Raw genomic sequence first — 17,570 nt, 5'->3', positions numbered from 1 at the left:
GTCACGCCCGGGCCTCGGCGGCGATGCGCACCAGCCGGGGCACGTCCAGGATCAGCGCCATGGAGCCGTCGCCCTTGATGGTCGCGCCCGAAAGGCCCTGCACGTCGCGGTACACGCGGCCCAGGGTCTTGATGACCGTCTGGTGCTCGCCGATGACGTGATCGACCACGATGCCCACGCGCTGGCCCTCCACGCCCGTGACCACGATCTGCTCGATCTCCGGCGGGTCGCCGGGGATGTCGAACCAGTCGCGCAGCCGCAGGTAGGGCACGATGGACCCGCGCAGGTTCATCACCTGCTGCTCGCGGCGGCGCTCCTCGGGGGTCTGGATCAGCTCCACGCACTCTTCCACCAGGGTCAGGGGCACCACGTAGAACTCGTCCTGCACCTGGACCTGGAGGCCGTCGATGATGGCCAGGGTCAGCGGCAGGCGCACGGTGATGGTCGTGCCCTCGCCCTTTTTGCTGTCCACGTCGATGGAGCCGCGCAGGGCGTCGATGCCGCGCTTGACCACGTCCATGCCCACCCCGCGGCCGGACACGCTGGTGACCTTGTGGGCCGTGGAAAAGCCCGGGGCGAAGATCAGGGCGAACAGTTCCTTGTCCGAGAGGTCGGCGTCCTTGGCGATGAGCCCGCGCTCCACGCCCTTGGCGCGCAGGGCGGCGGGGTCCATGCCCTTGCCGTCGTCGCGGATGGTGATGACCACCTCGCCGCCGGAATGCTCGGCGGACAGGAGAATCTCGCCGCAGGGGTCCTTGCCCGCAGCGCGGCGCGCGTCGGGCGGCTCCACGCCGTGGTCGATGCTGTTGCGCAAGAGGTGCACCAGCGGGTCGTTCAGGCGTTCGATGACCGTCTTGTCCAGCTCGGTCTCGGCGCCTTTGGTCCTCAGCTCGATCTGCTTGCCCAGCTCGGCGGACAGGTCGCGCACCAGGCGGCGGAACTTGGAGAAGGTCGTGCCGATGGGCAGCATGCGCACCGACAGGGTCGAGTCGCGCAGCTCGTCGGACAGGCGCTCCAGCTCCTCGGCCAGGGCGGTCAGCGCCTGGTCGCCCCGGGTGCTGACCATCTGAGAAATCTGGGCCTGGACGATGACCAGCTCGCCCACGAGGTCCACCAGGTCGTCGAGCTTGTCGGCGGCCACGCGGATGCTCGACGCCGTGGCCTGCTCGTCGCGGTCCTTGCGGATGCGGCGCACGGCGGTCTGCTCGGCCAGGGCCGACTCCACCTGCTCGCGCGAGACGACCCCGGCCTCGGTCAGCAGGTCGCCCAGGCGCGGCTGCTCGCCCAGCACGCGGCGCAGGTCGTCGGCGGCGATGTCGCCGCGCTCAACCAGAATCTCGCCCAGGCGCTTGTAGGTCGTGTCGCCCTCCAGGGCGCCCAGGGTGTCGATGACCTGGATGGTCACCTCGCAGTCATCCTCAACGAAGATGAACACGTCGCGGATGGCGTCCTCGCCCTTGTCGGTGGACAGGATCACGTCCCACCACACGTAGCAGCCCTCGGGGTCCAGCTCCGACAGGGGCGGCACCTCGCCGATATGCGCCGCCACCTGGCTCATGCCCAGCTCGCGCAGCTCGGCCAAAAGGGCCAGGGGGCTGGCCCCGCAGTGCAGGATGTCGCGCCCGGGGCGGAAGCGGATGCGGTAGGTCACGGCGTCGGCGTCGCCGGGGGTCGTGTCATCGGTGGGCTCCCCGGGCTCGGCGGGCAGCGGCGCCGCGCCCGCGGGGGCGGCCACGGCAGCGCACGGCGCACCCGAGAGCCTGCGCAGCCCGGCGATGATCTCCTTGGCCGAGGCAGACCCGGCGCGGGTGCCGGTGGTGTCGTCCAGAAGCTCCAGGATATGGTCGCGCGCGCGAAGCGTCAGGTCCAGCAGCTCGCGCGTCACGGGGATCTCGCCGCCCCGGACCTTGTCGAAGGCCGTCTCCACGTCGTGGGTGAAGGTCGCGATGTCGTCGAAGCCGAACATGGCGCCCGAGCCCTTGACGGTGTGCATGGCCCGGAACACGCGGTCGATGAGCTCCTGGTCCTGCGGGTTCTCCTCCAGTTCGAGGAGCGCGGACTCCAGCTCGCCCAGGAGGTCGTAGGCCTCCTCCTTGAACGCCTGGCGGTTGATGTCGTCCTGGGGCATGCGGCGGACCTCCCTGCCTGCTCGGCGCGCCCGGGCCGGGCGCGCGCAAAAATGCTAGCGCAGCACCTTCTTGACCACGGCCAGCAGCTGATCGGGCTTGAAGGGCTTGACGATCCAGCCCGTGGCCCCGGCGGTCTTGCCGTCCTGCTTCTTGGTGGCCTGCGACTCGGTGGTCAGCATGACGATGGGGATGAACTTGTAGGCCGCGTTGGCCCGGATGTTCTTGATCAGCGTGATGCCGTCCATGTTGGGCATGTTCAGGTCGGTGATGACCATCTTGATGGGCCCGGAGAGCTTGGCCAGGGCGTCCTTGCCGTCCGTGGCCTCGATGACGTCGTACCCGGCGTTCTTCAGCGTGAAGCTCACCATCTGCCGGACGCTGGCGGAATCGTCCACCGTCATGATCAACTGCGACATGGGCTACCCCTTTTTCCAGAAACACTGCTCGTAACTGCCAAGCGACATGCCCGCCTCGTCGGCCAGATCGGCCACCACCGGGGGCGTGCCCCGGCTGGCCGACAGGCTCCTGCCGCCCTTTGCCATTTCCGCCTGCGCCGCCACGATGAGCTGAAGGAAGGTCAGGTCCGCGCTTTCCACGGCGGTCATGTCCAGGTCCAGCTCCTCGTAGCGCTCCAGGGCCTCGGCCAGCGCCTTCTTCATGACCCCGGCGTGCTCGATGGTGCACTGGCCCGCGAAGGCCAGGGTGCCCGAGGTGCCGGTGCCGTGCAGTTCGTATGAGGCCATGGGTCCTCCCGGCGGCAAAGCCCGCCGTCCCCCCCGCGCCGGGGGGTCAGAACAGTTCGATGTTGTCCCAGTCCTCGCCGTCCTGGGCCGGGGCGCCGGGGCCGTCGTCGAACAGCTCCACCCCGCCCTCGTCCTCGTGGCGCAGGGCCCGGACGCCGGAGCCCGTGCCGAAGGCCGACTCGTGCACCACGCGCTCCACCTCCATGGTGTAGCGCGACAAAAGCTGCTTCAGGCGCTCGGGGCGCCCGGCGTCGTCGGCCACGGGCACGGCCTCGCGGCAGCGGGCCACGACCCCGGCCAGATCCTGCCCGGCGGCGTCCAGCCCGGGGCAGATGCGCCGGTCCAGGTCCACCGAGCGTGCCAGGGCGTCCACATCGGCGCCCAGGGCGCGGCAGCGCCGGGCCAGGTCGCCCATGCGCGCGGCCAGGTCGCGGTCCAGGGCGGCGAGCACCGCGCTCAGTTCCTCCTGGCTTTCGGAATAGCTGGCCAGCAGTTCGGCCTGGCGGGTGTCCGTGGCCCGGCCTTCCAGGTCGCGGGAAACATCGGCCACCGCGCGCAACACGTCGGCCACGCCCCGGGTACGGTCGCGCGCCTCCACCGACAGGCGCTGGATGGCCTGGGCCAGCACGCCCAGGGCCTTGCCCTCGTCGCCGGTATGCGCGGCCTTGATGCTGGCGTTGATGGCGATGAGCTCGATCTCCGAGCCCACCTCCTCGATGCTGCTGACAAACCGCGACATGTCCGCCACCGTGGCCGCCACCTCGCCGATGAGCGCGGCGATCTCGCGGGCCTGGCCGCCGGAGCGCTCCATGGCCCGGACCACGCGGCCCGTGCTGCGGGCCACGCGGGCGAACACCGTGCCCTCGCCCTGGTCCCCGGCGGCGGTGATGCTCTCCAGGTCGGACAAAAGCTCCCCGGCCTGGCCGGAAATGCCGGCAAGCCCGTCGCGCAGGCCCTGCACGGCGGAGCCGAAACGCCGCGAGGCGTTTTCGAGCTGCGACACCTGGAGCTCGGACACGTCGGCCATCCAGCCCACCAGGTCGCGCCAGCAGGCCCGGGCCTGCCCCGCCTGCGCCCCATCGCCGGGCGCCTCGCCGGGGCCGTCTTCGGGCTCGGGGCAGGCGCGCTGCCCGGCCTGCGCGACCATGTCGCGCAGGGCTTCCTCCACATGCTCCACCTGCTGGCGGACGATGTCGTGGAACTGGAGCGAGGCCACGACCTCGGCCACGCTGGCGCCCACGGCCCGCGAACGGCGGGTGATGCCCTCCGTCACCTCACGGGCCTTTTCCATGAGCGTGGTCAGGGTCTGGAAGGCCTCGGCGATGTCCTCGCCCATGGCCTGGGCCTCGCGGGCCTGCTCCTGGCCCAGGGCCATGGTGCGCCCGCGCGCGGTCTGCACCAGGGTGGCCAGCCCCCGCGATTTCTCGGCGATCATCCCGGAATCCTGGACGATCTTCCCGGCCAGGGCTTCCACGTCGTCGGCCAGGGTGCTGAAGCCCAGGCCCTGGTCGCCCAGGCGCGCGCTCTCGATGCGCGTGGACACACCCAGCATCTGCAAGGTGCGGATGATGCGCCCGAATTCGCCGATCTGCTGGTCCAGGCTGGCGATGAGCTCGCCGGTGCGGGCCAGGGCCAGGGCGTCCTGGGCGACGGCCTCGGCGCCGGTGGCCGCGCCCAGGCCCGCGAGCTCGGACTCCAGGCGCTGCGTGCCCTGGGCGATATCGTCCCCGGCGCACAGGGCGGCCAGCTCGGCGGCGCTGTCGGAAATGGCGGAAGATTGGGTGGTGTATTCCATGAGCCGTGCACCCAGCGCCAGGAACTCCTCCTCACGGCTCTGGATGAGGGAGTCGAGGCGTTTGCCCAGGGTGCGCATCGTCGCGGCGGCGGCATCGACGAGGGTCGAGAGGGCGGCATTGCCGCCGGAGGCCGTGCTGTGTTCGCTCATGTCCTTGGTTGAGGCCCGGATGTGTCCGGCGACGACCGGCAAGCCCGCCGCCATTGCTGGACAGTGGAGAAGTCTACGGGGAAACCCTTGCCGAATCAAGCCCTTTCACGGAAAAACCGAACCCCGCTCCCTAGGCGAAAAAAGCCCCGTGCCGCACCGCGCCGAAAAGCGGCCCGCGACGGCCCTAGCAGGTGAACTCGCCGTTTTCGTAGATCACGCGCCGCCGCCCGCCGCTCAGGTGGGCGGTGACGGTCTTGGGCCCGGTGTTCACCAGGTCCCAGTGCAGGGCCGAGGTGTTGAAGCCCAGGTCGCGGCGGCGCTCCGGGGTCAGATCGTCCTGGTCGCCCGCGTAGGTGGAAGGATACGAGGCGCCCAGGGCCACGTGGCAGTTGCCGTTGGCGCCGCCGTAGTTCTCGTCGAACAGGGTCATGGCCATGAAGCGGTCGATGGCCGAGAAGCGCCGGTCCGTCAGCGAGAATTCGCCGAGCTTGTCCGAGCCGTCGTCCATGGCGATCTGGTCGCGCAAAAAGCGCTCGCCTTCCTCGGCCTGGGCGCGCACCACCCGCCCGCCCTCGAACCACAACCGCGCGCCGCGCACGAGGTTGCCGCTGCGAAACGTGGGCTGGTCGGCGTAGTAGACCCCGCGCGTGCCGCGCCAGTCGGGCGAAAGATACAGCTCGAAGCTGGGGATGTTGTGGCCCGTCAGGCCCAACCAGCGCCGGGACTGCCCGGGCGTGACCACGAGATCGACCCCGGCGGACTCCACGTGCAGCTGCGTGGCCTCCAGGCCGTCCAGCCAGGCGCGCAGCTCGCGCATGCGCTCCAGGGCCTCCTGCCAGCGGGCCACGGGGTCGGGGTCGTCCAGGTGGCAGGCCCGGACGATCTGGGCGGCGTAGTCCTCAAGGCTCAGGCCCGCCCTGGCGGCCAGCTCGGCGGTGGGCCACAGGCACAGCGTCCAGGAAAAGACGCCCTGCTGCTCGCGCCGCTCCAGGATGTCGCGCAGGGGCTTTTTCGCCCGCGACACCGAGGCGATGCGCGCGGGGTCGATGCCCGCCAGATGGGTCAGCGCGTCGGGCGCCAGCAGGTGCACCGAGGCGCCCAGGGCCGCGTGCAGCTCGGCGCTGCCCGGGGCCACGAAGCCCAGCTGGGCGTCGTCGGCGGCTTCGAAGAAATCCAGCTCCATGCCCGGGGTGCGGTTCAGGCGGTGCAGGGTGTGCAGGCCCCGGTCCACCAGCCGCGCGGCCACGGCGCGGGCCAGATCCAGCGCGGCGATGTCGAAGCGCACCAGGGCGATGTCGCCCCGGCGCAGGGGGGCGGGGCGCGAGGCGTCCAGCGCCCAGACCAGCACGTCGGCGTAGCGTTCGAGCACGAGGGGGGAGAACATGGGGCTCCGTCGGGGCGTGGGGGGATGCGGGGCGGACTAGACCTGGAGGCTGCGCACCAGGCCCAGCAGATGCTCAGAGGCGATCATGCTGCGCCGGGGCAGGTCGAGGATGGTCGGGTACTGCCCGCCCACCTGGGTGGACCACATGTAGGACGCGGCGGTGGCGTCGGCCACGGTGAACTGCATCCCGTTCTGGGCCTTGTCCTGAAGCGCGGCCTTGGTCAGCCGGGGGCCGCTGTTGGTGACCACCGACTCGGAGTTCACGCTGGGTGCCTGCATGGAGATGGCTGGCATGGTCTTCTCTCTTGTCCCTGGAGTTTGTCCGATGACCGGATCATGCCATGGCGGCGCGCAAAACGCAATGCATCATCGCATGATTCGGGCGTCAGCCCGCAGAGGCGCACGGGGCAGGCCAAGAGCCACAAGACTCTTGAATTTTTTGTTGCGCGGGCGTACATGGTTCATTATGGATGGAAGGCCCGGGTTCAGGGCATGATGCATCCAGCATTCGCGCCTGGGGGGGCCAGCACGGGAATGCACCCATCATCCTTATCTCGCAGGAGTGTTCCATGAAGAAGCACCTCTTGGTCGCTGCGGCTGTGATCCTGGCCTTCGGCCTTGCGGCCTGCACGGGCCCCATGTCCTCCAAAACCAACCGCCTGCACATGCAGCAGATTTCCCTGGGCATGACCGAGGCCCAGGTGGTCGAGGTCATGGGCCAGCCCGCGTTCAAGGACCTCTTCCAGGCTGGCGACATGAACCGGCAGACCTGGTGGTACTTCACCAACGAGATGGGCGGCAAGGCCTTTGCCGGGTCGGTGAGCTACTACACCGTGACCCGTCAGGACTGCACCCCGCTGGTCTTCCGCGACGGCGTGCTGGTGGCCAGCGGCCGCTACGAGAGGCTCGTCTACTAGCGCGCACAGCGCCCGTGGCGCGCGGCGCGCGACGCGCAGTGCGCGGGCCGCGCGCATCCCGGGGGCCCCGGCGGGCGGCTCCCGGCCTTTCGGCCCGCCGGGCGCCCGGCCCGGCCCGGCTGCCATGCCCACGGCCCGCCCGAGGGTTTCCACCCATGCGCACCCCCCTCCCCGCCCCGGGCAACGCGACGCACCCGCCAGGGCCCGCCAGGGCCCTGGCGGCGCTCGTGGCGTTTTGCTGCGCGTTGTGGGCCTGCTCCGGGCCCGCCCCGGCCCTGCGGCCCCTGGCACCCGGCGCCGTGATCCTGGCCCTGGGCGACAGCCTGACCTACGGCACCGGCGCCCCCGGCCAGGGCTACCCCGAGCGCCTGGCCGAGCTGACGGGCCTGCGGGTGGTCAACGCGGGGGTGCCCGGCGAACGCGCCCGCCAGGGCCTGGCCCGGCTGCCGCACCTGCTCAAGGCCCACGCCCCGGCGCTGGTGATCCTGTGCCACGGCGGCAACGACCTGCTGCACGGCTCCTCGCGCGAGGTCCTGGGCGACGAGCTGCGGGCCATGGTCGCCCTGTGCCGCGAGGCCGGGGCCGACGTGGTGCTGCTGGGCGTGCCCAACCCCAACATCCTGCTCTCCTCCGCCCGGCTGTACGCCGACGTGGCCGCCGACACCGGCGCTCCCCTGGACAACGAGACCCTGGCCGCCATCCTGGCCAACGGGGCCCTGAAGTCCGACATGCTCCACCCCAACGCCCGCGGCTACGACCAACTGGCCCGCGCCGTCGCCGCCCTGCTGCGCCGCGAGGGCGCCCTGCCGTGAGGGAGCGCGGGGGATGAAAGTTGGGACAGCCCGAAATATTTCCCCTAAGGACGGCCCTGACACTTTCTATGCGAGTCCCCGTTCACTTGAGATTCACAAATAAAACAGCCAAATAATAACCAGCAAAGGTGACGCCTGGTATTCCCGACTGCCGTGACAAGACCATCCGCCCCCGGCACGCAAAAGTTTCTTGCTACGTTCTAGAATCTAGAATACAGAACAGCCATGAACCTGCTGCCCCAGGACGTTCTCGTCATGCTCAAGCTGGCCCTGGCGGCCCCGCAAACGTGGACCTATGACCGGGTCGCGCATGAGCTCGGCCTGAGCCCCTCCATGGTCCACAGCGCGGTCCGGCGGGCGACCCAGGCCCGGCTTTTCGACGGCCAGCTCAGGCGCCCCAGGCGCAAGGCATTGGAGGAATTCCTCGTCCACGGCGTGAAGTACGCCTACCCTGCGGACCTCGGCCCGGTGACGCGGGGGGTGCCCACGGCACTGGCCTCGCCCCTGCTCCGCGACAGGTTCGCGCACGGGGACGACGCTGCGGATATCCACGTCTGGCCGCACCCGCAGGGAGCGGCCCGGGGCGTCGCCCTCTCGCCGCTGCACAGGTCCGTGCCGAGTGTCGCCGGGCGCGACGAGACGCTGTACGCGGCCCTGGGGCTGCTCGACGCCATCCGCATCGGGCGCGCCCGCGAGCGCGACTTGGCCGCGACACTGCTGCGGGAGGTGCTGGACCGTGCGGCGCCATAGATACCAGTGCGTCGAGCGCGTGCTTGAGGTCGCGGCCCTGCTGGGCGAACTGGCCGACGAGGTGGTCTTCGTGGGGGGCGCCGCAGCGGGGTTGCTCATCAACGACCCGGCGATTCCCGAGGTCCGCCCGACCCTCGACATCGACGTCATCGTGGAAATCGGCACCCGGGGCGACTACTACCGGCTCCAGGAACGACTTCGCGCAAAAGGCTTCCGGGAAGCCCTGGGCGAAACCGTCCTGTGCCGCTTCCACCATGGCCGCATCGTCCTCGATGTCATGCCTACGGACCCGCATATCCTGGGCTTCGCCAACCGCTGGAGCGCGGACACGGCCCGTAGCGCCCAGACACTGGAAATCGACGGCGTCCGGCTGCGGGCCGCAACGCCAGCCCATTTCCTGGCCATGAAGCTGGAAGCCTTCCACGGGCGTGGGCGCGGGGATTTCATGGCCAGCCACGACATGGAAGACATCGTCGCCGTGCTGGACGGCCGTCTGGAACTCGTCGCGGAGGTCGCCGCAGCGGCAGGGAATGTCCGGGCCTATCTCGCGGAACAGTTCGCCACCCTGCTGCGTAACGAGGATTTCCTGGACGCCCTGTCCGGCCACCTGCCCGGGGATGCGGCCAGCCAGCAGCGCCTGCCCCTGCTGCTCCGGCGCCTGGAACGCCTGGCCGGGGCACGGGTCTAAGCGCTCTTTCGGCCCCCACCCTCCTCCTTTCGCCAGCAACAAGGCCCCCGCGCGGAAGTGCTCCGTGCGGGGGCCTCGTAGTCCGGGCGCTCGGGCCTGGGGTGGGCCGGGCAGTCCCGGCGCGCCCTTACGCGTGGGCCACGACCTTGCCCAGGAAGTCGCGCAGCCGGGGGTTGCGGGGGTTGGAGAAGAATTCGTGGGGCGGGCCGTCCTCCTGGATGACGCCCTGGTCCACGAAGATGACCCGGTCGGCCACCTCCTTGGCGAAGCCCATCTCGTGGGTGACCACGACCATGGTCATGCCCTCGCGGGCCAGGCGTTTCATGACTTCCAGCACTTCGCCCACCAGTTCGGGGTCCAGGGCGCTGGTGGGCTCGTCGAAGAGGATGACCTTGGGTTGCAGGGCCAGGGCGCGGGCGATGGCCACGCGCTGCTTCTGGCCGCCCGAGAGCTGCTCGGGGTAGTTGGCGGCCTTGTCGGCCAGCCCGACCTTGGCCAGCAGCTCGCGGCCCAGGGCCTCGGCCTTGTCGCGCGGCACGCCGCGCACCTTGCGCGGCCCCAGGGTCACGTTCTCCAGCACCGACATGTGCGGGAACAGGTTGAACTGCTGGAAGACCATCCCGGCCTCGGTGCGCACGAGGTTGATGTCCGTGGCCGGGTCGGTGATGTCGTGGCCGTCCACCACCACGCGGCCCGAGGTCGGGCGCTCCAGGCGGTTGATGCAGCGCAGCACCGTGGACTTGCCCGAGCCCGAGGGGCCGATGATGCACACCACCTGGCCCTTGTCCACATGCAGGGAGATGCCGCGCAGGACCTTGAGGCTGCCGAAGCTCTTGTGCAGGTTCTCGATGGTGATCACGGGCCCCTCCTAGCGCGCCACCCGCGCGGCCAGGCGCTTTTCCAGCCGGCGCAGCAGGTGGGCGATGGTCATGGTCATGCACAGGTAGACCAGGCCCACGGTGAGGTAGACCTCGAAGGCCCGGAAGTTCACGGCCACGATCTCCTGCCCGGTGCGCAGCAGCTCGCCCACGCCGATGACGGCCAAAAGCGAGGTGTCCTTCAGGCTGATGATGAACTGGTTGCCCAGGGGCGGGATCATGCGCCGGAAGGCCTGGGGCCAGATGACGTAGCGCATGGTCTGCACGCGCGTCAGGCCGATGGAGCGCCCGGCCTCGAACTGGCCGATGTTGATGGACTGCACGGCGCCGCGCACGATCTCGGCGATGTAGGCCCCGGAGTTGATGGCGATGACGATGGTGCCCGCCACCAGCGGAGGAATGCGCACCCCCAGGGCCATGGGCACGCCGAAATACAGGAACATGGCCTGCACCAGCATGGGCGTGCCGCGGATGGTCTCCACGTAGACCCCGGCGATCTTGCGCGCGGCCCAGTTGCGCGAGAGCTTCATCAGCCCCGCCCCGGTCCCGAGGATGAAACCGAACAGCAGCCCGCCCACGGTGATCAGCGCCGTCCATTTCAGCCCGCGCATGAGCATGGGCACGGTGTCGAGCATGACGCCCGGATCGAAATTGAAAGCCATTTGCCCCGTCCTTGGAAACACGGGGGCGGCACGCGGCCGCCCCCGTCGTCAAACCGCAAAACGTGCCGCCGGGCCTACTTGGGCTCGGTGCCGAACCACTTCATGTACAGGTCGGCGTAGGCGCCCTCGGCGCGCAGGGCCGCCAGGGCCTCGTTGACCTTGGCCACCAGCTCGCTGCCCTTGGGGAAGGCGATGCCGTAGGACTGGCCCTGGTACAGCGGGCCGACCACCTTGACCTGCCCCTGGCCGGCCTTGCGCATGAAGTCGGCGATGACCGGGGAGTCGAAGACCACGGCGTCGGCGCCGCCCGAGAGCAGCTCCATGAACATGGCGTCGTTGTTGGGGAACAGCTTCACGTCCTTGGCGCCCGCGTTGGCCTTCACGAAGTCCTCGGAGGTGGTGCCCAGCTTGGTGGACACGACCTTGCCCTTGAGGTCCTCGATGCCCTTGACGGACTCGTCGGCGGCCTTGACCAGCACCAGCAGGCCCGCGTTGTAGTAGCCGTCGGAGAAGTCCACCACCTCGGCGCGCTCGGGCTTGATGGTCATGCCCGCGATGCCCACGTCGATCTGGCCGGACTGCAGGCCGGGGATGATGCCGTTGAAGTCCATGGGCTGGAGGTTGTACTCCAGGCCGAGCTTCTTGGCGATGGCGTCCCACAGTTCCACGTCGAAGCCGGTGTGCTTGCCGGTGTCGGGGTCCTTGAACTCGAAGGGCGGGAAGTTGGTGTCGGTGGCCACGGTGAGCACCTTGGCCGAGGCCACGGAGCAGGTCAGGGCCAGGGTCAGGGCACAGGCCAGGGTCATGAAGCGTTTGGCGACGGTCATGAAAAACCTCCTCGAAAGACGGTGAAGAAACGCCAGGGGCGCCCGGCGCCCCCGCGCGGGGTTCCCGCAGGGATGTTTCTCTATGCCCCAAATCCTGCCCTGCGGCAAGGAAAACCAGGGCAGGATTCACCTTCCATTCTGCGTAGTTGGATACTTCTTGCCCCTGGCGGAGCCCGCAACGGGAGCGGCCCGCCAGGGGCGGGCCGCTCGGTGTCCTTGGGGGAGGAGGAAGGACCTGAAGGCAAAGCCGGAAGACACGGTTCGGCGGGCGAAGACCAGGAGCGTGACAACATGGTGCCGAGGCATCCCGCCGCAGGAGAGGGCGCGTCCAGAAAAGGTGGATGGCGCGCTTCCGACAGGGGGAATGAAGCAGGAACCGTGCCAGGGCCGCAGGCCCGCCACCGCCCCGAAGCCGGGCAACGCCAGCCTGCCGGAAACCATGAAGTTTCCCGTCGCACCCCGCGCCCCGGGGCCGGACGGCTCCCGCCCGGGCGGGGCGCCGGACCCGCGCCATGTCAGCCCGGGCTGGACAATTTGCCCAGCGGAAGTGGACGCAACGCGCCCCGGCTACAACTCGGCGGGCAGCTCGCCCAGCTCGGCCATGGTGAACACCGGGCCGTCCACGCAGACATAGCGCGGGCCGATGTTGCAGCGCCCGCACAGGCCGATGCCGCACTTCATGCGCCGCTCCAGGGTGGTCACGATGGCCGCGTCGGCAAAGCCCAGCTCGCGCAGGGCCTGCACGGTGAAGCGGATCATGATCGGCGGGCCGCAGGTTACGGCCACGGCGCCCTCGGGGGATGGCGCCAGCTCGCGCAGCACGTTGGGGATGAGCCCGGTGCGGTGCGGCCAGCCGGGGTCGGGCGCGTCCACGGTCAGGGTCAGCTCCAGGCCCGGGGCGGCGGCCCACTGCTCCAGCTCGGCGCCATAGGCCATGTCGCGCGGGCCGCGCGCGCCGTACAGCAGGCGGATGGTCCCGAAATCCGCGCGGTTGTCGAGCATGTAGAGCAGCAGCGTGCGCAGCGGGGCCATGCCGATGCCCCCGGCCACCAGCAGCACGTCGCGCCCGCGCAGGGCGTCCAGGGGGAAGGCGTTGCCCAGCGGCCCGCGCAGGCCGACCTGATCGCCCGTGCGCAGGGCGTGCAGCGCCTCGGTGACCTCCCCGGCGCGCATGACCGAGCATTGCAAGAACTCCGGGCGCGTGGGCGTGGAATTGAGCACGAAGGTCGCCTCGCCCACGCCGTAGACCGAAAGCTGGACCACCTGCCCGGGGCGGTAGGTGAAGGCCGCGCGGGCCGCCGGGTCGTCCAGGGTCATGCGCAGGGTCTTGATGGCCGGGGTTTCGTCCACCACCTCCACCACGGTGGCCGCCAGGGGCAGATAGGGGTTCGCGGCGTCAGTCACTGCTGCCTCCCAGCACGGCCAGGGCCGCCCGGCGGATGTCCATGCACCCCGGGCACAGGCGCACGCAACGCCCGCAGCCCGTGCAGCCCGGCACGCCGTCCGGGCGCTGGTCGCGGTTATAGACGAATTTGTGGCCCAGGCGCTGGCGGTAGCGCAGGCCCTTGCCCGCGCGGGGGTTGTGGCCGCTGGCTTCCAGGGTGAAGCCGTGGGCCATGCAGTGGTCCCAGGTGCGCAGGCGGCGGCCCGTGGCGCCGTGGCGCTCGTCGGTGATATTGAAACACTGGCAGGTGGGGCAGACGTAGGCGCAGACTCCGCAGCCCACGCAGGCGCGGCTCAGGCCCTCCCAGAAGGCCGCGTCGCCGAAGCGCGCCTGGAAGGCTTCGGGCAGGCGCGTCAGGTCGGGCGCCGGGCCCATGGCCTCGCGGGCGGCCAGGGCCAGGGCGTCCACCTCCGCCTCGCGCCCGGGGGCGGGGACGGCGGCGCTGGCCGCCAGCAACTCGGCGCCCAGGGGCGTCTGGGCCCGGGCCGCGAAGCCGTCCGCCAGGGGGAACAGCCACACGTCGGCCCCCGGGGCCGCGCAGGGCCCGCCGGACCAGTGGCAGAAGCAGGCCGCGTCCTGCGGCCCGGCGCAGGCCAGGGCCACCACCGCCGTGGCCGCGCGCCGCGCGGCGTAGTACGGGTCCGCCACCGGCCCGGCGGTGAACACGCGGTCCAGCTCCGCCAGCCCGCGCACGTCGCAGGGCCGCGCGGCGAAGAGCACGGCGGGCTGCGGGCCCGGAGGCACGCGCACCTCGGTGCGCGCCTGCCCGGTCTCGGGGTCGCGGGTGAAATGCAGGTGCAACAGGTCCTCGGTCTGCGGCAGCACGGCGCCCCGGGGCGACTGGGCGGCAAGCCGGTCCAGCACCAGGGCGCCCTGCCCCCCTTCCGGGGCCTCGAAATCCGGCGGGCCGAAAAGCACCACGGGGCCGCGCCGCACCGGGGCCAGCACGCGCCGCGCCCCGGCCAGGGCCCGCAGCCACGGGCCCACGGCCTCCCGGGGCAGGAACAGCAGTTCGCTCGCGCTCATCGGCCCTCCTCGGTCCCGTGGTCGGGGATGGTCGGCTCCTCGGCCCGGAAGGTCAGCAGCGGCGGCACCTGACCCGGGTCCGTACCCGCCACGTGGCCGAACAGGGCCTCGGCTTCGCGGGCCAGCACGCGCTTCATGGTCAGCAGCGGAATGCCCATGGGACAGGCCCGCTGGCACTCGCCGCACTCGGTGCAGCGCCCGGCGGTGTGCACGGCGTGGATGACCTGGAACAGCAGTTTCTCGCGCACCGACGACGACTGGCTGAGCCAGCCCGGGCGGCGCGTCTCGGCCAGGCAATGGTCGCGGCACACGCACAGCGGGCAGGCGTTGCGGCAGGCGTAGCAGCGCAGGCAGCGCCCCAGCTCGTGCTCCCAGTGGCGGAAGCGTTCCAGCGCGGGCCGGGCCAGGAAGGCGTCCAGGTCGGCGTCCGGCCCGCCCTCGGGCGCGCGCGGGGCGCGCGCGGGGCCGATGGTCACGTCGGCCAGCACGGGGTTGGGGAAGCGGCAGCGCAGGCAGCGGGCGTCCAGCAGTTCGTCGGGCGCCCCGGCGGCCCAGTCGCCGGGTGCGGCGGCGCCGGGGGCCAGCCTGGCCCGGTCCAGCACCCCGGCGCAGGGCAGGCCGATGAGGAACAGCTCCTCGCGGCGCAGGAGCCCCTCGGCCAGCAGCTGCACCACGCTGCGGCTGTCACAGCCCTTGACGCACACGGCCACCTTGCGCCCGGCCAGCCCGCGCAGGGAGCCCGCCAGGTTCTGCACGGCGCCGGGGCCGAAGTCCAGGCGGTCGCACTCCTCGGGGCTGGCGGCGAACAGGGGCGCCAGGGTCGCGGGGCCGGGCCCCGGGCCCCAGCCGAGCACCAGCTCGGCGCCCCCGGCCAGGGCCTCGCGCGCCGCGCGGCGCAGGGCCTCGCGCAGGGCGTCGGAGTTCGTGATGCCGGGCTGGCCGCTCATGCGCCCTCCCCGGGGGCCACCGGATGGCAGGCCGCAGCAGCAAGATCGGTTTCACGCAGCCGGGGCATGGGCCCCAGGGCGTGGATGCGCGCCGTGAAATCGGCCACCACCCGCTGCCAGCGCTGGCCCTCGGAGGCCGAGACCCAGGTGTACAGGAAGCGGCCCGGGTCGATGCCCAGGGCGGGCAGCAGGCGCAGGAAGAGTTCCAGGCGCCGCCGGGCGTGGTAGTTGCCCTCGGAGTAGTGGCAGTCGCGCGGGTGGCAGCCGGAGACCAGCACCCCGTCGGCCCCGCCGTAGAAGGCCTTGGCGATGAACAGCGGGTCGATGCGCCCCGAGCAGGGCACGCGCACGATGCGCAGGTCCGTAGGCTGGGCCAGCCGGGCGACCCCGGCGGTGTCGGCCCCGCCGTAGGAGCACCAGTTGCACAGAAAGCCGACTATCCGCAGGTCGGCAACGGGGTCCGGCATAGGGCCTCCACCTCGGCGAGGATCTGGTCGTCGGTGAAATGCTGGAGCTGCACGGCGCCCTGGGGGCAGGTCACGCAGCACACGCCGCAGCCCTGGCAGACCGTCTCCACCACCAGGGCGCGCACGGCCCCGTCCCGGCCCTGCTCCTCGCGGATGGCGCCGAAGGGGCAGGTCTTCAGGCATTTGAGGCAGCCCACGCAGCGGCGCGGGTCCACCAGGGCCACCTGCGGGTCGCTGGCCAGCGTGCCCCGGGCGAACAGCCCGAGCACCTTGGCCGCCGCCGCGCTGGCCTGGGACACGGAGGCCGGAATGTCCTTGGGCCCCTGGCAGGCCCCGGCCAGATACACGCCCGCCGTGTTGGTCTCCACGGGTTTGAGCTTGGGGTGGCCTTCCAGGAAGAAGCCGTGCTCGTCGATGGACACGCGCAGGGTGGCGGCCAGCTCCTGGGCGCCCGGGGCGTGCTCGGCGCCCACGGCCAGGACCACGAGGTCCGCCTCCACCTGCACCTGGGCGGCCATGAGCGTGTCCGCCCCGCGCACCACCAGCCGGTCGCCCTTGGGGAAGATGCGCGAGACGCGGCCCCGGACGTAGCGCACGCCGTATTCCTCCATGGCCCGGCGGATGAACTCGTCGTAGCCCTTTCCGGGGGAGCGGATGTCCATGTAGAAGACGTAGGTCTGGGCCCCGGGCACGTGGTCGCGGGTCAGGATGGCCTGCTTGGCCGTGTACATGCAGCAAAACCCCGAGCAGTAGGGCCGGCCGATGTGCCGGTCGCGCGAGCCCACGCACTGGATGAAGACCACGCTTTGCGGCTCGCGCCCGTCCGAGGGGCGCACGACGTGCCCGCCCGTGGGCCCGCTGGCCGAGAGCATCCGCTCGTACTGCATGGAGGTGATCACGTCGGGGTAGCGCCCGCCGCCGTACTGGCCGTAGACCGTGGGGTCGAACAGCTCGTAGCCCGTGGCCACGATGACCGCCCCGACCTTCTCGGTGACGGTGGTGTCAGTCATGGCGTAGTCGATGGCCCCCGAGGGGCAGACCTTGGCGCAGACCCCGCACTTGCCCGTGGTCAGCTGCTTGCAGTGCGCGGCGTTGATGACGGCCTTCTTGGGAATGGCCTGGGGGAAGGGAATGTTGATGGCCCGCGCCGGGGCCAGCCCCGCGTTGAAGGGGTCGGGCGCGTCCTTGGCCGGGCATTTCTTTATGCATTCGCCGCAGCCGGTGCATTTATTCCAGTCCACATAGGTGGCCTTGCGGCGGATGCTGACCTCGAAATTGCCCACCCAGCCGGACACGGCGGCCACCTCGCTGTAGGCGTACAGCGTGATGTCCGGGTGCTGGGCCACGTCCACCATGCGCGGGCCGAGCACGCACGACGAGCAGTCCACGGTAGGAAAGGTCTTGTCCAGCTGGGCCATCTTGCCGCCGATGGACGCGGTGCGCTCCACGAGCACCACCTCCAGCCCGCCGTCGGCGCAGTCCAGGGCGGCCTGGATGCCCGCCACGCCCCCGCCGATGACCAGCACGCGGCGCGTGGCCGGGAACTCCCGGGGCGTCAGCGGCCGGTTGCGGCGCAGCTTCTCCACGGCCATGCGCACCAGGTCCGTGGCCTTGGCCGTGTTGCGCTCCTTGTCGCGCCCGACCCACGAGACGTGCTCGCGGATGTTGGCCATTTCGAACATGTAGGGGTTCAGGCCCGCGCGGGCCACGGTGCGCCGGAAGGTCCGCTCGTGCATCCGGGGGCTGCACGAGGCCACCACCACGCCGTCCAGCCCGTGCTCGGCCACGGCGGCCACGATGGCCTCCTGGCCGGGCTCGGAGCAGGTGTAGATGGAATCGGCGGCAAAGGCCACGTCGGGCATGGCGCGGGCGGCCTCGGCCACGGCGGCGCAGTCCACGGTGGCGGCGATGTTGCTGCCGCAGTGGCAGACGAAGACGCCCAGGCGCATGG

At 71.0% G+C, this 17,570-nt stretch carries 18 protein-coding genes; 4 read left to right on the top strand and 14 right to left on the bottom strand.

What is annotated here, in order from left to right; all coding sequences use genetic code 11:
- Position 1 precedes the first annotated feature (1 nt).
- The 6 genes from G495_RS0106100 to G495_RS0106075 all read right to left on the bottom strand — a co-directional run bounded on the left by G495_RS0106100 (position 2) and on the right by G495_RS0106075 (position 6,495).
- Positions 2-2,128: a chemotaxis protein CheA gene (locus G495_RS0106100; protein WP_028587078.1), complete on the bottom strand. Its 2,127-nt coding sequence runs from the start codon at positions 2,126-2,128 to the stop codon at positions 2-4.
- A gap of 54 nt (positions 2,129-2,182) precedes the next feature.
- A complete protein-coding gene (locus G495_RS0106095) occupies positions 2,183-2,545 on the bottom strand; it encodes a response regulator (protein ID WP_028587077.1) in 363 nt (120 codons plus the stop codon).
- Positions 2,546-2,548: 3 nt separating this feature from the next.
- A complete protein-coding gene (locus tag G495_RS20260; RefSeq protein ID WP_051445119.1) occupies positions 2,549-2,872 on the bottom strand; it encodes an STAS domain-containing protein in 324 nt (107 codons plus the stop codon).
- 46 nt (positions 2,873-2,918) lie between these two features.
- On the bottom strand, positions 2,919-4,817 hold the full coding sequence (locus G495_RS0106085; RefSeq protein WP_028587076.1) for a methyl-accepting chemotaxis protein: 1,899 nt from the start codon (positions 4,815-4,817) through the stop codon (positions 2,919-2,921).
- Positions 4,818-5,001: 184 nt separating this feature from the next.
- On the bottom strand, positions 5,002-6,201 hold the full coding sequence (locus tag G495_RS0106080) for an aminopeptidase (RefSeq protein WP_028587075.1): 1,200 nt from the start codon (positions 6,199-6,201) through the stop codon (positions 5,002-5,004).
- A 36-nt stretch (positions 6,202-6,237) separates the two neighbouring features.
- A complete protein-coding gene (locus G495_RS0106075; RefSeq protein WP_028587074.1) occupies positions 6,238-6,495 on the bottom strand; it encodes a hypothetical protein in 258 nt (85 codons plus the stop codon).
- 275 nt (positions 6,496-6,770) lie between these two features.
- Between G495_RS0106075 and G495_RS0106070 the strand changes: the two genes are divergently transcribed.
- The 4 genes from G495_RS0106070 (at position 6,771) to G495_RS0106055 (ending at position 9,368) form a co-directional block, all read left to right on the top strand.
- On the top strand, positions 6,771-7,118 hold the full coding sequence (locus tag G495_RS0106070; RefSeq protein ID WP_028587073.1) for a DUF3192 domain-containing protein: 348 nt from the start codon (positions 6,771-6,773) through the stop codon (positions 7,116-7,118).
- A 155-nt stretch (positions 7,119-7,273) separates the two neighbouring features.
- Positions 7,274-7,930 (top strand): GDSL-type esterase/lipase family protein, encoded by a 657-nt coding sequence (locus G495_RS0106065; RefSeq protein WP_084457929.1) that lies wholly within the window; start codon positions 7,274-7,276, stop codon positions 7,928-7,930.
- A gap of 225 nt (positions 7,931-8,155) precedes the next feature.
- Positions 8,156-8,680: a hypothetical protein gene (locus tag G495_RS0106060; protein WP_028587071.1), complete on the top strand. Its 525-nt coding sequence runs from the start codon at positions 8,156-8,158 to the stop codon at positions 8,678-8,680.
- On the top strand, positions 8,667-9,368 hold the full coding sequence (locus G495_RS0106055; RefSeq protein ID WP_051445118.1) for a hypothetical protein: 702 nt from the start codon (positions 8,667-8,669) through the stop codon (positions 9,366-9,368). Before G495_RS0106060 ends, G495_RS0106055 begins: the two co-directional genes overlap by 14 nt.
- 127 nt (positions 9,369-9,495) lie before the next feature.
- On the opposite strand, the gene G495_RS0106050 is transcribed toward G495_RS0106055, so the two are convergent.
- The 8 genes from G495_RS0106050 to G495_RS0106015 form a co-directional block, all read right to left on the bottom strand.
- Positions 9,496-10,227, bottom strand: coding sequence for an amino acid ABC transporter ATP-binding protein (locus G495_RS0106050; protein ID WP_028587069.1), 732 nt, complete (start codon positions 10,225-10,227; stop codon positions 9,496-9,498).
- Between the two features lie 9 nt (positions 10,228-10,236).
- Positions 10,237-10,908 (bottom strand): amino acid ABC transporter permease, encoded by a 672-nt coding sequence (locus G495_RS0106045; RefSeq protein WP_028587068.1) that lies wholly within the window; start codon positions 10,906-10,908, stop codon positions 10,237-10,239.
- Between the two features lie 74 nt (positions 10,909-10,982).
- A complete protein-coding gene (gene glnH, locus G495_RS0106040) occupies positions 10,983-11,735 on the bottom strand; it encodes a glutamine ABC transporter substrate-binding protein GlnH (RefSeq protein ID WP_035251149.1) in 753 nt (250 codons plus the stop codon).
- A gap of 567 nt (positions 11,736-12,302) precedes the next feature.
- The gene (locus G495_RS0106035; RefSeq protein ID WP_028587066.1) at positions 12,303-13,139 is read right to left on the bottom strand and encodes an FAD/NAD(P)-binding protein; all 837 of its coding nucleotides are present in this window, start codon (positions 13,137-13,139) and stop codon (positions 12,303-12,305) included.
- Positions 13,132-14,205, bottom strand: coding sequence for a 4Fe-4S dicluster domain-containing protein (locus G495_RS17895; RefSeq protein WP_035251147.1), 1,074 nt, complete (start codon positions 14,203-14,205; stop codon positions 13,132-13,134). The genes G495_RS0106035 and G495_RS17895 overlap by 8 nt, the downstream gene beginning before the upstream one ends.
- Positions 14,202-15,152 carry a 4Fe-4S dicluster domain-containing protein gene (locus G495_RS0106025; RefSeq protein WP_051445117.1) on the bottom strand — a complete coding sequence of 317 codons (951 nt, stop codon included), beginning with the start codon at positions 15,150-15,152 and terminating at the stop codon, positions 14,202-14,204. The genes G495_RS17895 and G495_RS0106025 overlap by 4 nt, the downstream gene beginning before the upstream one ends.
- On the bottom strand, positions 15,149-15,619 hold the full coding sequence (locus G495_RS0106020; RefSeq protein ID WP_028587064.1) for a hydrogenase iron-sulfur subunit: 471 nt from the start codon (positions 15,617-15,619) through the stop codon (positions 15,149-15,151). Before G495_RS0106020 ends, G495_RS0106025 begins: the two co-directional genes overlap by 4 nt.
- Positions 15,589-17,568 (bottom strand): CoB--CoM heterodisulfide reductase iron-sulfur subunit A family protein, encoded by a 1,980-nt coding sequence (locus G495_RS0106015; protein ID WP_028587063.1) that lies wholly within the window; start codon positions 17,566-17,568, stop codon positions 15,589-15,591. Before G495_RS0106015 ends, G495_RS0106020 begins: the two co-directional genes overlap by 31 nt.
- Positions 17,569-17,570 lie beyond the last annotated feature (2 nt).

The organism is Desulfocurvus vexinensis DSM 17965, from assembly GCF_000519125.1.
In the GTDB taxonomy this organism is placed as follows: domain Bacteria; phylum Desulfobacterota; class Desulfovibrionia; order Desulfovibrionales; family Desulfovibrionaceae; genus Desulfocurvus; species Desulfocurvus vexinensis.
This window is presented reverse-complemented; position numbering and strand designations above follow the sequence as displayed.